Source organism: Prevotella sp. khp7 (assembly GCF_900109055.1).
Taxonomy (GTDB): domain Bacteria; phylum Bacteroidota; class Bacteroidia; order Bacteroidales; family Bacteroidaceae; genus Prevotella.
Genome location: NZ_FOIV01000001.1, coordinates 604,808 through 618,273, shown reverse-complemented (window position 1 = coordinate 618,273; position 13,466 = coordinate 604,808). Strand labels below are relative to the sequence as shown.

The window sequence follows — 13,466 nt, the reverse complement described above, 5'->3', positions numbered from 1 at the left end:
TCTTATATAAGAACCTGACAATATATCTAAATAAATCCATAATATTCAGAATTTAGTTGTTATTTTGTTTTTTGGCAGCTTTGGCTGCGGCTTTCTCTGCTTTTGCTTCAGCTTTTTCCAATTTCTTTTCTTTTTTGTCTTCTTCCTTTACGGCTTTCTTTATTCGCTTTTCTACAGATTTGTTTTCTTTTGCGATCTCTTTATTCGATTTATGCGTCTTTTCATCTAATGTAATCTCTGTCGTTGAGTTTGTGATGATAGGCGTATGTGTTAGTATTTCTAATGTGATGATGTCTGTAGTGATTTCTGTCTGAAGCGATTGATAGCCTTGAACCACACTAATCTCGTGTAATTTGTCATATGCATATCCGCTAATATCCATATTACCGTTTTCAAAATCTTCACGATTCAAGGCACCTGCTCCTTGATATGCTGCGGCAGCCTCTCCTGATGTCTTCAAAGCGACTAGGTTGTTGGTAATCTTAACATATAAAGAGGCAATATGTTGTTTCAACTGGTCATAAGCGATGTCTTTTGCAATGACAGCCTGGTCAACTTCCAGTCTTTTGCGCTTTACTGCTGCAGTCAAGTCTAAGATGTCTTCTACAGGAAGTGATAAGTTAACACCAATGTTCCAATAATTCGTTTCTGTCCCTTGGTATTGCATAAGCATAGGGGAGTAAGCGTTACTGGAGCTTCCCCACATGTCACCTTTTCCCCAACTATAGCTCGCATGTGCTGTCAAATATGAGAAAATATGACGCTTTTGTTTAGCAACTTCTGCCTGGGCTATCTCTCTGGCTTTCTCAAGTGAAAGAATCTGGGGCGTTGTTTTTGCATTCTCCAGTAACACAGATAACGGAGGCAGGTGGAATTCCGAGAAGTTAATGTCCTTCTCTTTGCTGGAATCGAAGAAACCTGCAGCGATACCACTCTCGTCGAATTGAGCAAAGGCGTTGGTGCCTGCTCCTGCAATGGCTACAACCAGTACGAGTCGTTTTATCTTGTTCATTGCTATGGGTTTAGGTTAATACCTTATCTTTTATGTTCTTATACGTTGTCTTTCTGAACAAAAGCCGTTAGTGTACGGAAGATAATCTGCATGTCCAACTTGAAACTGTAGTTACGACCGTACTCGATGTCCAACTGCTTGCGCTCCTCAGCAGACATCATGCCACCTTTGCCACGCTCCTCGACCTGCCAGAGACCTGTAAGTCCTGCAGGAGCCATGAAGCGGTCGATGCTCTTGTCTGCTGTAAGCTTTTCTGCTTCGTAGAGGGGAAGGGGACGATTGCCGACAATCGACATGTCACCCTTGAGAATGTTGAAAAGTTGTGGAAGCTCGTCGATGCTGTATTTGCGAATGAACTTCCCCACTTTGGTAACACGGGGGTCGTTTTCAATCTTCACAAAAGCGCTTTCAATCTCTTCCTTCTTTTCTTTGGCATAGTCGCTTTCTGCTACGACATAATCATCGCCAACGAGCATCACCTCGTCGTCGCTAATCATCATGTCAGACTCCATGCCCATATTCATCATCATCATTTCAGCCTCAGTGCCGAGCGGCGCTGTTATGGTATGTTCGTCTTCTTGTGACTTTTCTTCTTGCTTATTCTCCATATACTGGTTGCCGGCTTCTTTTGTCACCTCCTTCAGACGCTCTTCTGCATCGCAGTACATAGAGCGGAATTTAAGAAAATCGAAGATGGTGTAGTTGGTTCCGACACGCTTCGACTTGAAGATGACGGGACCTTTGCTTTCCAAGCGAATGGCGATGGCTGTCAGAATAAATACGGGTGACAGCAGGATAATGGCTAATGCTGAGAATACAATGTCGAAGAGACGCTTCCAAACTGGAATCTTGAACTTCAGCATCCGGTAGCGTGGGGCTGCGTCGTCGAAAAGTTGTGCCTCACGATCGGCAATAAATGTGATTTTCTTATTGAGTTCTGTGATGGAAGCACCTGCATCAAGGGTGTCGTTAATGCCGCACTTCTGATACATCTTGCGATCGTCCATCGTCAGCTGATGGGTGAGCAAAATGATATAGATGCTCTTATTGTGTTTTTTCAGATAGGTGATGGCCGTGATGTCCTCGGCTTGTACGCTCTGCTCGAAGAACACAATGAAATGCTCATTGCGAACATGAGTAGAACAAGCTGCTGCGGCTTCTTTGTAATTCTTTGTGTATTGAACCAGACGGCCAGGGATATATTTCAGTCGCTCCTCAGTCTTCGGGTTACTACCAAGATATACTACACCTAACATATTATATATAAGTGCTTATGGGATAATTTTCTTGACTCGGATTTTTAGCTCCATCGGGTTGAAGGGCTTTACAATGTAGTCCTCTGCGCCAATCTCCAGCAGACGGATACGCTCACTGGTGGAGTCTTCGCTGGATAGCATGATGACGGGAATGTGTTGGAACAGTTCGTTCTGCTTAATCCACTCCAGAAAGTCATCGCCTCTCATGCCTGGCATGCGTATGTCGGAGATGATTAGGTCGGGAGTGTTGCCTGCTTGAAGCCATTTGACTCCCTGCAGCCCGTCTGGCAGCCACTGAACATCGTAGTCGCTCATCAGGTAAATAGAGAGGACCTTTGCAATGGTCTCCTTGTCGTCAAGTATTAGTATTTTTTTCTTCATATATGAATTTAATTAGTCTGGGTAATTACGTTATTCTAAAGTGCAAAGGTAAACAAATTATTTTAATTGTGCCCAAAATAACGTAAAAAAATCACTTTTTCTTTAAAAAAAAGTTGTTAGAATGAAAAAAAAGGGGGAATTTTGCAGTATAAACGTATTATAAATAGACGCTAATTAAATAATTATATGGCAAATAGGTATCTATTAGGTTTTGATGTCGGTAGCTCGTCAGTGAAGGCATCGCTTGTTAATGCCGATAGTGGCAAGTGTGTAGCAACAGCATTCTACCCTGAAAAGGAGGCTCCGATTCTCGCCGTAAAGGCAGGTTGGGCAGAGCAAGATCCTCAGATGTGGTGGGAGAATGCTAAGTTAAGTTTGAAGAAGATCATGGCCGATTCTGGCGCTACTGCAGAGGAGATTAAAGCCATCGGTATCTCATATCAGATGCATGGTCTCGTTTGCGTGGACAAGAATCTGAAGGCGCTTCGCCCTTCTATCATCTGGTGTGACTCTCGTGCCGTTCCTTATGGCGAGAAGGCTTTTAAGGATCTTGGTGCAGAGCAGTGTCTCGGTCATCTGCTGAACTCTCCTGGTAACTTTACGGCCGCAAAACTGGCATGGGTAAAGGAGAATGAACCTGATCTTTATAATAAAATATATAAGGTAATGCTGCCTGGTGATTATATCGCCATGCGACTCAGTGGAACGGTGAATACAACCGTAAGTGGACTGAGTGAGGGTATGTTCTGGGATTTCAAGAACAATCAGGTGGCCGACTTCCTGATGAAGTATTACGGATTCGATCAGAGCCTGATCGCCGATATCGTTCCAACTTTTGCTGAGCAGAGCGTGGTAAGCGCTGAGGCAGCAGCCGAGTTGGGTCTGAAGGCTGGCACTCCGATTACATATCGTGGTGGTGATCAGCCAAACAATGCGCTCTCTCTGAATGTGCTGAATCCTGGTGAAATCGCTGCTACGGCAGGTACGTCAGGTGTGGTCTATGGTGTGCTCGGTGAGGTGAACTATGACAAGCAGAGCCGTGTAAATACTTTTGCCCATGTGAACCATGCCGCTGATCAGACTCGTCTGGGTGTGCTTCTCTGCATTAATGGAACGGGTATCCTGAATGCATGGACACATCGCAACATTACTCCTGAGGTGGGCTATGCCGAGATGAATGATCTGGCTGCTACTGTGCCCATTGGTAGTGAAGGTGTAACCATCATTCCTTTCGGTAATGGCGCTGAACGTGTACTGGAGAACAAGGAGATTGGTTGTTCTATCAATGGCTTGAACTTCAACAAGCACAATAAGGCTCATCTGGTTCGTGCTGCTCAGGAGGGTATCGTCTTCTCATTCTGCTATGGTATGGAAATCATGCAGCAGATGGGTATGGATATTCAGAAGATCCACGCCGGTAAGGCTAACATGTTCCTTAGCCCCCTGTTCCGAGATACATTGGCTGGCGTAAGCGGTGCAACCATCGAGCTCTATGATACTGACGGCTCTGTAGGTGCTGCTAAGGGCGCAGGTATCGGTGCTGGCATCTATGCCAACGCTGATGAGGCTTTTGCTACACTCGACAAACTGCAGGTAATCGAGCCCGACGAGAAGCATCGTGCTGAATACCTTGCCGCATATGCCGCTTGGAAAGAAACACTTAAAAAGAACATTTAATCATAAACACTTAAACATTTAAAAAGATTATGGCAAAAGAGTATTTTCCATTTACTGGTAAGATTCCTTTCGAAGGAAAGGACAGTAAGAATGTAATGGCCTTCCACTACTATGATCCCGAGAAGGTCGTTATGGGTAAGAAGATGAAGGATTGGCTGAAGTTCGCTATGGCTTGGTGGCACACACTTGGTGGCGCATCTGCTGACCAGTTCGGTGGACAGACCCGTTCTTATGAGTGGGATAAGGCAGGGGATGCCGTACAGCGTGCTAAGGATAAGATGGATGCCGGCTTCGAGATTATGGACAAGCTGGGTATCGAGTACTTCTGCTTCCACGATGTCGATCTCGTTGAAGAAGGTGACACTATCGCAGAGTATGAGGCTCGCATGAAGGCAATCACTGACTATGCTCAGGAGAAGATGAAGCAGTTCCCCAACATCAAGTTGCTCTGGGGTACAGCCAACGTATTCGGTAATAAGCGTTATGCTAATGGTGCCAGCACCAACCCTGATTTCGACGTAGTGGCTCGCGCTATCGTTCAGATTAAGAACGCTATCGACGCTACCATCAAGTTGGGTGGAACCAATTATGTGTTCTGGGGCGGCCGTGAAGGTTATATGAGTCTTCTGAACACTGATCAGAAGCGTGAGAAGGAGCACATGGCTACTATGCTGACTCTGGCTCGTGACTATGCTCGCGCTAAGGGCTTCAAGGGCACGTTCCTCATTGAGCCGAAGCCCATGGAACCTTCTAAGCACCAGTATGATGTCGACACTGAGACCGTTATCGGTTTCTTGAAGGCACATGGTCTGGATAAGGACTTCAAGGTGAATATTGAGGTGAACCACGCTACTTTGGCTGGCCACACCTTCGAGCACGAGCTGGCTTGTGCTGTTGATGCTGGTATGCTGGGCTCTATCGACGCTAACCGTGGCGACGCTCAGAATGGTTGGGACACCGACCAGTTCCCCATCGATAACTTTGAACTGACTCAGGCTATGATGGAGATTATCCGCAACGGCGGTCTTGGCAATGGCGGTACAAACTTCGACGCGAAGATCCGTCGTAACTCTACCGACCTTGAGGATCTCTTCATCGCTCACATCAGTGGTATGGATGCTATGGCCCGTGCACTGGAGAATGCTGCCGCTATTCTTCAGGAGAGCGAGATCCCTGCCATGAAGAAAGCTCGCTATGCTAGCTTCGACAGTGGTATTGGTAAGGACTTCGAGGATGGCAAACTGACCCTCGAACAGGTTTACGAATACGGTAAGAAGGTAGAAGAGCCCAAGCAGACTTCTGGAAAGCAGGAGAAGTATGAGACCATCGTTGCTCTCTATACCAAATAAGACAACAAAGCAACGTGATATATATCCGAGAACGGCCCTCGCTATAATTTAGCGAGGGCTATTTGTATGCAATCCTTTATACGTAAAAATATATTCCCGAAAAAACGTCTCTCAGTTTTGCTCATTCTAGAGCAACGGGAGGCGCTTTTAAGGTTTATTACCGACAGGAAACGGGTTTGTCGTAAGCAAACTATGGGTTATATTACGACAAACTTAGGGTTTCCTTACGGCAAACTTAGGGCCTTTTCAGGTAAAACAAGTTGTTTTACTTTTGTGGAGATTGTCTCCAAAGGTGGAAGAGATAGTCTTTTCGAGGACAAAACAAGTTGTTTTGTTGTGAAAGAAGCTATCTCAACGAGTGCTAAGAATTATCTTTCTGTGTAACAGTCACGTTTTCAGCTGTTTATAAAAACGGTCCAAAACTCGCGTATTTGCGACCTTTGGACCGTTTGCTGACTACGGCGCGATTCTCATGAGACCGTTTGTCAATAAATTGTCTAGCACATGTCATGGAGTATGACTAGTCTCTCATTGGCATTGCAGACTTGACTTGTACCATTCAAATAGTTTCTTGACGCCGTCCTCGATTTCTACCTTGTGCGTCCAACCGAGGGAGTGGAGCTTTGATACGTCGATGAGCTTGCGCATGGTTCCATCGGGCTTGGATGTGTCAAACTCTACTGTTCCTTCGAAGCCAACGGCCTTGACCACTAACTCTGAAAGTTCGCGGATAGTGAGCTCCTTGCCTGTTCCAACGTTGATGTGGCAGTTGCGGATCTCTCCTAACTTGGGGATGGCTCCACCGCGACCAGTTGAGTGGTTACGGTCTACGGCACCATCGGTTGAGGCACCATAATGAACACTTGAGTATTTCTCGATGCCGATGATATCAGAGAAGTTTACATTCAGAAGCACATGTACGCTGGCGTCTGCCATGTCCTCGCTCCAGAGGAACTCGCGCAAGGGTGTGCCCGTTCCCCAGAGTACTACCTTATTGTCGAAGATGCCGTACTTGGCAAGAATCTCGAGAATCTTGTCATGGCTGGCATCGCCAGTTACGCCCTCAACGGGGCGTTTGTTCAGGTCGATGGCAATCTTGTCCCAATCACCGTCGTGGATGAGTTTAGCCAGGTATACCTTACGCATCATGGCTGGCATGACATGAGAGTTTTCCAGATGGAAGTTGTCGTTCGGCCCATAGAGATTGGTTGGCATCACTGCTATATAGTTTGTGCCATACTGGAGGTTATAGCTCTCGCACATCTTCAGGCCGGCAATCTTGGCGATGGCATACTCCTCGTTGGTATATTCGAGTGGTGATGTCAAGAGGCAGTCTTCCTTCATGGGTTGAGGCGCGTTCTTGGGATAGATGCAGGTAGAGCCTAAGAAGAGCAGTTTCTGTACACCGTGGGCATAGGCCTCGGAGATGACGTTGCACTGAATTTTCATGTTCATCATGATGAAGTCGGCACGATAGAGCGAGTTTGCCATAATACCGCCTACAAAGGCTGCAGCGAGTACCACGGCATCAGGACGCTCTTCATCGAAGAACTTCTTGACAGCAACCTGATCTGTAAGGTCAAGTTCTTGGTGACTACGACCTACAAGATTGGTATATCCTCTATGAAGGAGATTGTTCCAAATAGCAGAACCCACAAGTCCGTGATGCCCGGCTACATATATCTTACTATCCTTACTGAGCATCGTCCATGTGGGCTTTAATGAAAAGCTTCTTCACAAACTTCATGTCGTGCTGAACCATAATCTTCACCAAATCCTGGAAAGAGGTCTTCTGGGGATTCCATCCCAACTTGGCCTTGGCCTTGGCAGGATTACCCAGCAGCTGGTCAACCTCAGCAGGGCGGAAGTACTTAGGATCAACCTCGACAAGCGCCTTGCCTGTGGCCTTGTCGTAACCCTTCTCGTCAACGCCGTCGCCACGCCATTCGAGCTCGATGCCTACCTCCTTGAAAGCGAGGGTAGCAAACTCGCGTACGGTGTGATACTCACCTGTGGCAATCACGAAGTCATCGGGCTCTGGCTGCTGTAGGATGAGCCACATACACTCGATATAATCTTTGGCATAGCCCCAGTCGCGAAGTGAGTTCAGGTTACCGAGATAGAGCTTGTCCTGATATCCCTGAGCAATGCGGGCTGCTGCCAACGTGATCTTGCGGGTAACGAAGGTCTCACCGCGGCGTTCGCTCTCGTGGTTAAAGAGAATACCGTTGCAGCAGTACATTCCATACGACTCACGATAGTTCTTCATAATCCAGAAGCCATAGAGCTTTGCTACAGCATATGGAGAACGGGGGTAGAATGGGGTGGTTTCTGACTGAGGAACTTCCTGAACTTTACCATAGAGCTCAGAAGTGGAAGCCTGGTAGATGCGACATGTGTCTGCCAGACCGCAAATGCGCACGGCCTCCAACAAACGGAGTACACCGTTGGCATCAGTATCTGCGGTATATTCAGGTACGTCGAACGAAACCTTTACATGGCTTTGGGCGGCGAGGTTATAAATCTCGGTAGGACGAATCTTTGAGATGACACGAATCAGCGAAGAAGAATCTGTCATATCGGCCCAATGAAGGTTCACAAGGCGTGCTTTCTTCATATCACGTACCCACTCGTCGAGATAAAGATGTTCGATGCGAGCGGTATTGAAAGAAGACGAACGACGCATCAGTCCGTGAACTTCATAGCCTTTCTCAATAAGAAATTCTGCCAGATAGGAGCCGTCCTGTCCGGTAATACCTGTAATAAGAGCAACTTTTTTATCCATATTTTGTTTCTTAATTATTTCCAGAGAATTGTTTGATTCGCTGTTCTTCTGATAGCTTGCATATCAATAGCGTGTTGTCCTTCTCGGCAATGATATATCCGTCAAGTCCTTGTACAACTACCTTCTTCTCCTGAGTGGTGTGTACAATGCAGTTGTGACTCTCAACCAGACTGATGTCCTGCCCGATGCTGACGTTGCCATATAGGTCTTTTTTGCTTTGCTCATGTAGAGAACCCCATGTGCCAAGGTCACTCCATCCAAAGTCGGCTGGACAAACGAAGATCTCCTCCGCCTTCTCCATGATGGCATAGTCTACGGAGATGTTCTCGCATTCAGGAAAACGCTTGTTGATTTCTTCCTGCTCCTTGTCGGTGCCATAGATGGGCAGCATCGACTCGAATATCTTCGACATTGAGGGCTGGTAGATGCGGAATGCGTTCACGATGGTGTTTACGTTCCAGATGAATATGCCTGCATTCCAGAAGAAATAGTTTTTCTTGATATATTCTTGTGCGGTTTCGAGGTTAGGCTTCTCTTTGAAGGCATCAACACGATATATTTCTTTGTTTCGCAAGGAACTGGTACTGAGGTCTGCCTGAATATAACCGTAGCCTGTCTCTGGGCGGTTAGGCTTCATGCCTAATGTGACGATTGCGTCGGTTTCGCTTGTGAATTGCATGCATTCCTTGATGACACGCTGAAACTCGGTTGTATTTGTCACAATATGATCGCTGGGGGTCACTACGATGTTGGCTTTCGGATCTTTCGATTTAATGCGCCAGCTGACGTAGGCAATACATGGAGCGGTGTTGCGACGGCATGGCTCACAAAGAATATTGCCCTCAGGCATACTGGGTAACTGTGTCTTCACGATGTCTGCATATTTCTGATTGGTTACTACCCATATGTTCTCGGGTTTAACCAAATTGCCAAACCTTTCTACGGTGAGCTGGAGTAGGGTCTTCCCTACACCCAGAACATCGATGAACTGTTTGGGATTCTCTGATGTGCTCATAGGCCAGAAGCGGCTGCCTACACCGCCTGCCATGATAACCAGATGATTGTTTGTCCTTGCCATAACTAACTAAATGCTGATAATAATCGGCAAAGTTAGATAAAAAAAAGGAAAAGAGCAAATAAAATGATAAAAAATCCCTTTTACGCCCGATTATCTTGCTTTTTCTTAGCTTTATTCTTTATAACGAAGTAAACTACGGCCACAATCAGAAGTACGAGAATGGCAATCTTGATGTATTCTGCATATTCGCTTATTTTCTCATTCAGCTGATCTTCTGGTACGATGGCGTGGAGATACCAGCCCATAGCAGCCAACACACTATGCCAGCCACCAGCACCGATAGTCGTGAAAAGCAGGAACTTCCCGTAATGCATCCGAGCGAGACCCGCAGGGATGGAAATAAGGTGACGAATCACAGGGACAAATCTGCCAGTGAGTGTGGCTGCTATGCCGTGGTCGTCAAAATATTTCTCGCTTTTCTCAACTTTCTCCTGATTCAACAGACACATCTTACCCCATTTGCTATTGGCAAAGCGGTAAACCACGGGGCGTCCTACATAAAGCGCCACAAAATAGTTGATGCTGGCACCGATGTCTGCACCAAGTGTGGCAAACAGAATAACCAGAAAGACATTCAGTGAACCTGTGGCTGCATGATAGGCGGCTGGAGTGACGACGAATTCTGAAGGTACGGGTACAACAGTACTTTCCAATAGCATCAGAACGAAGATTGTTGGATACCAGCCAAGGCTGTTCAGGATATTTGTAATCAGATTCATGATTTCTTCTTCTTTTCGTTAATCATATACTCATAATAGTCTTTCGACTTGATGTCTTTTGGGAATAAACTTCCTAAGACCCGTCTAGCTTCTTTGGGATTCTTCTCGCATGCCAGTTTAAGGTATTCCATGAATTCGTCATCCTTTTTCAAATCCTTGCAGCATAGTGCCATGTAGGAATAGCCGTCTTTCCAATCTTCATCAACGTGCTTCAGAAAGTTCTTTAGTAACTGGTATGAGGCCAGAACCAAGTGGTTGTCGTAGAATGAAACGATGATGCGGAGCATGACCTTTGGTGAACTTCCCGATAGACTGAGTGCTTCTGCAAAAGCAGATTCCGCCTCTGATACCATCTTGTTGGCCAGATAAATGTGACCTTTAATAATCTTGATATTGATATGATCGCACTCTAAATTGTCTGTCTTGTCGAGATAGTAGATGGCTGTCTCTGGCTTTTCTAAATCGCAATAGGCGAAAGCCATCTCCTGATAAATGTCAGGCAGATGTGGAGAGTTCTTGTCGGCAACTTCCTCTGCCTTCTCCAGCATAGAGATGGCCTCTTCAAGGCGCCCTAAGTTCATTAAGCAGGTTCCCTGATGCATTAAGCCGAACTCGTCGTCTGGCATCTTCTCAGAATATTTCTTGTAGTAGGTGAGAGCCATCTCGTAGTTTTCGAGATTAAAAAGACTATTTGCCTTTGACAGAATACTTTCTGCATCATTCGGGTCGATGGCAATGGCATATTCGCTGCTGGTGATAGCTGAGCTGTAGTCTTCCTGCATGAATTGCGTACTGGCCAATGCATTCCAGTAACGGACGGAATAGGGATTATGGTCTATTAGTTCGTTGAATATACGTTCGCTGTCCTGGAATTTCCCTAACCCGAAGAGTGTTCTGGCCATCAACTCCTTAAAGTCGTCAGAGTTGTCACCCTGCGATCTGGCAGCCCATTCAAAGGCTTTGTCATAAATGTTGTAGTCAGAATAGATGCTTGCAACATCGAAAACATAATCCATCAGCTCATCGGGCATCACCTCCTTCATGTGTTCTCTATACAAGTTGTCTGCTGCTTCTTCCTTGCCTTCGCTGATAAGAATCTCGCCTTGCAGATAGAGAGCTTCGACTGCGTCAGTTGCTTCTATCCGTTTGGCGTATTCTCTAGCTGTATCAAAGTCTTTGAGCGACATGGCTTCTCTGGCTTTGTAAAGCAGAGGCCCTACGGCTTGCGGATTATAACTCAGAGCCAGATCGATGGCTTGTTCCGCTTCTTCCATATGCCCGTTGTACTGATAATAATCAGCGATATCAGCCAAGTCATCGGCATCCATATAAGCTGGATGCCCTGACTTGGCCGACTCTTCGTATTTACTTAGGATTTTCTTGAACTCCTTAGTGTTGAAATATTCGAGATTATCTGCCATTATTTAGCTTTTCAGTCCTACGGTCTTGTTGAAGATAGGCTTCTCGGGGGTAGAATCTGAATCAGGTGTGAAATATCCGATACGCTGGAACTGCAGGTATGTGAGTGGCTTCATCTGAGCGGCAAATGGTTCGATATAGCATTCCTTCAACACGTTCAGGGAGTCGGGATTAATCATTTGCTTCATGGCTGTAACAGCATCGCAGCCTTGTCTTTCGCGGATATCGGCCATCTCGTCACGTGGATTCTCTACTTTCCAAAGACGCTCATAAAGACGTACCTCTGCCTTGACGGCATGCTGGCAACTAACCCAGTGCAGAGTTTTTCCCTTAATCTTACGGTTTGAGCCAGGAAGGCCACTGCGCGACTCTGGGTCGTATGTGCAATAGATGGTGGTGATACGGCCGTTCTCATCCTCATCGCAAGGGTGCTCCTCGTCGCACTTGATGATATAGGCGTTTTTCAGACGTACCTCTTTGCCAGGAGCCAGACGCATGAACTTCTTCTCGGCTTCCTTCATGAAGTCATCGCGCTCAATCCATAGTTCACGACTGAACTCAACGGTGTGCGTTCCGTCGGCCTCGTTCTCAGGATTGTTGATAGCTGTCAGTTGCTCAATCTGTCCCTCAGGATAGTTGGTAATAACTACCTTCACAGGGTCGAGAACAGCACTCACGCGGATAGCACGGCTATTCAGATCATCGCGAACTGCACTTTCCAACAACGCCATCTCGTTGAGAGCATCGTAGGTGGTATATCCAATCTTATCAATGAACTTGATGATACTTTCGGGGCTGTAGCCACGACGACGGAACCCACAGATGGTAGGCATACGAGGATCGTCCCAACCATCAACCAAACCCTCATTCACCAATGCTAGCAGATTGCGCTTCGACATCAGTGTGTAGCTCAGGTTCAGTTTGTTGAACTCTGTCTGACGAGGGCGGTTGTCTTCAATATTATCTGTCTCACCCTTCCATTCTTTCATCCAGGTCACGAATAAATCGTACAAGGGACGGTGTTCTACGAACTCCAGTGTACACCAAGAATGTGTAACCCCTTCTAAGTAGTCGCTTTGGCCATGTGTGAAGTCATACATAGGGTATGCGTTCCACTTGTTGCCTGTACGGATGTGTGGAATGTTCAGAACGCGATAGATTAGCGGATCGCGGAATAGCATGTTTGGATGAGCCATGTCAATCTTCGCACGAAGAACCAGTGTTCCAGGCTCACACTTGCCACTGTTCATATACTCAAACAGTTTCAGGTTCTCCTCTACAGGGCGATCGCGGAATGGACTGTTAGTACCTGGGCTCGTGGTGGTACCCTTCTGCTGGGCAATCACCTCGGCACTCTGTTCATCCACATAGGCACGACCCTGCTTGATGAGCCATACGGCAAAGTCCCACAACTCCTGAAAATAGTCGCTGGCATAGTATATGTTTGCCCACTGGAAGCCTAACCACTTAATATCATGCTCAATGCTTTCGATGTATTCTGTATCTTCCTTGATGGGGTTGGTGTCGTCGAAACGGAGGTTACACTGACCACCGTATTTCTTGGCCAATCCAAAGTCGATAGCGATGGCTTTGGCGTGTCCGATGTGCAGATAGCCATTTGGTTCAGGTGGGAAACGGGTCTGCATTCTGCCTCCGTTCTTGCCTTCTGCCAAGTCGTTAATCACCTTCTGTTCAATGAAGCTGACAGACTTTTTCTCCTCGCTTTCGTTTACTATTCTTTCTTCCATTTTTATCATTGTCTTTTTATTTGTGGCTGCAAAATTACAAAT

11 protein-coding genes are annotated in these 13,466 nt (G+C 46.4%); 2 read left to right on the top strand and 9 right to left on the bottom strand.

The window, feature by feature from the left end:
- Positions 1-52: 52 nt before the first annotated feature.
- Genes BMX82_RS02715 through BMX82_RS02705 form a run of 3 tightly spaced genes read right to left on the bottom strand, consistent with a single transcriptional unit; the run spans position 53 to position 2,649 of the window.
- A complete protein-coding gene (locus tag BMX82_RS02715; RefSeq protein ID WP_036912999.1) occupies positions 53-1,012 on the bottom strand; it encodes a TolC family protein in 960 nt (319 codons plus the stop codon).
- Between the two features lie 38 nt (positions 1,013-1,050).
- Positions 1,051-2,268, bottom strand: coding sequence for a sugar transferase (locus BMX82_RS02710; protein ID WP_036912997.1), 1,218 nt, complete (start codon positions 2,266-2,268; stop codon positions 1,051-1,053).
- A 15-nt stretch (positions 2,269-2,283) separates the two neighbouring features.
- Positions 2,284-2,649, bottom strand: a complete 366-nt coding sequence (locus BMX82_RS02705) for a response regulator transcription factor (RefSeq protein WP_036912994.1) — start codon at positions 2,647-2,649, stop codon at positions 2,284-2,286.
- A gap of 186 nt (positions 2,650-2,835) precedes the next feature.
- On the opposite strand from BMX82_RS02705, the gene BMX82_RS02700 reads away from it, so the two are divergent.
- The gene (locus tag BMX82_RS02700) at positions 2,836-4,326 is read left to right on the top strand and encodes a xylulokinase (protein WP_091765821.1); all 1,491 of its coding nucleotides are present in this window, start codon (positions 2,836-2,838) and stop codon (positions 4,324-4,326) included.
- A gap of 26 nt (positions 4,327-4,352) precedes the next feature.
- On the top strand, positions 4,353-5,675 hold the full coding sequence (gene xylA / locus BMX82_RS02695; protein WP_091765818.1) for a xylose isomerase: 1,323 nt from the start codon (positions 4,353-4,355) through the stop codon (positions 5,673-5,675).
- A gap of 528 nt (positions 5,676-6,203) precedes the next feature.
- Here the strand turns inward: xylA and BMX82_RS02685 are convergent.
- From BMX82_RS02685 to BMX82_RS02660, 6 genes are all read right to left on the bottom strand, one after another.
- On the bottom strand, positions 6,204-7,379 hold the full coding sequence (locus BMX82_RS02685) for a GDP-L-fucose synthase family protein (RefSeq protein ID WP_036912983.1): 1,176 nt from the start codon (positions 7,377-7,379) through the stop codon (positions 6,204-6,206).
- On the bottom strand, positions 7,369-8,460 hold the full coding sequence (gmd, locus tag BMX82_RS02680; protein ID WP_036912980.1) for a GDP-mannose 4,6-dehydratase: 1,092 nt from the start codon (positions 8,458-8,460) through the stop codon (positions 7,369-7,371). Before gmd ends, BMX82_RS02685 begins: the two co-directional genes overlap by 11 nt.
- Positions 8,461-8,470: 10 nt before the next feature.
- Positions 8,471-9,538: a mannose-1-phosphate guanylyltransferase gene (locus BMX82_RS02675; RefSeq protein WP_036912977.1), complete on the bottom strand. Its 1,068-nt coding sequence runs from the start codon at positions 9,536-9,538 to the stop codon at positions 8,471-8,473.
- 80 nt (positions 9,539-9,618) lie between these two features.
- Positions 9,619-10,257 carry a DedA family protein gene (locus tag BMX82_RS02670; protein WP_036912974.1) on the bottom strand — a complete coding sequence of 213 codons (639 nt, stop codon included), beginning with the start codon at positions 10,255-10,257 and terminating at the stop codon, positions 9,619-9,621.
- A complete protein-coding gene (locus BMX82_RS02665) occupies positions 10,254-11,678 on the bottom strand; it encodes a tetratricopeptide repeat protein (RefSeq protein ID WP_091765812.1) in 1,425 nt (474 codons plus the stop codon). The genes BMX82_RS02670 and BMX82_RS02665 overlap by 4 nt, the downstream gene beginning before the upstream one ends.
- A 3-nt stretch (positions 11,679-11,681) precedes the next feature.
- On the bottom strand, positions 11,682-13,424 hold the full coding sequence (locus BMX82_RS02660) for a glutamine--tRNA ligase/YqeY domain fusion protein (RefSeq protein WP_036912968.1): 1,743 nt from the start codon (positions 13,422-13,424) through the stop codon (positions 11,682-11,684).
- Between the last annotated feature and the right edge of the window lie 42 nt (positions 13,425-13,466).

Excerpts from the sequence above, each read along its gene's own strand:
- BMX82_RS02715 (WP_036912999.1), bottom strand. The coding sequence starts at position 1,012 with ATGAACAAGATAAAACGACTCGTACTGGTTGTAGCCATTGCAGGAGCA.
- BMX82_RS02710 (WP_036912997.1), bottom strand. The coding sequence starts at position 2,268 with ATGTTAGGTGTAGTATATCTTGGTAGTAACCCGAAGACTGAGGAGCGA.
- BMX82_RS02705 (WP_036912994.1), bottom strand. The coding sequence starts at position 2,649 with ATGAAGAAAAAAATACTAATACTTGACGACAAGGAGACCATTGCAAAG.
- BMX82_RS02700 (WP_091765821.1), top strand. The coding sequence starts at position 2,836 with ATGGCAAATAGGTATCTATTAGGTTTTGATGTCGGTAGCTCGTCAGTG.
- BMX82_RS02685 (WP_036912983.1), bottom strand. The coding sequence starts at position 7,379 with ATGCTCAGTAAGGATAGTAAGATATATGTAGCCGGGCATCACGGACTT.
- gmd (WP_036912980.1), bottom strand. The coding sequence starts at position 8,460 with ATGGATAAAAAAGTTGCTCTTATTACAGGTATTACCGGACAGGACGGC.
- BMX82_RS02675 (WP_036912977.1), bottom strand. The coding sequence starts at position 9,538 with ATGGCAAGGACAAACAATCATCTGGTTATCATGGCAGGCGGTGTAGGC.
- BMX82_RS02670 (WP_036912974.1), bottom strand. The coding sequence starts at position 10,257 with ATGAATCTGATTACAAATATCCTGAACAGCCTTGGCTGGTATCCAACA.
- BMX82_RS02665 (WP_091765812.1), bottom strand. The coding sequence starts at position 11,678 with ATGGCAGATAATCTCGAATATTTCAACACTAAGGAGTTCAAGAAAATC.
- BMX82_RS02660 (WP_036912968.1), bottom strand. The coding sequence starts at position 13,424 with ATGGAAGAAAGAATAGTAAACGAAAGCGAGGAGAAAAAGTCTGTCAGC.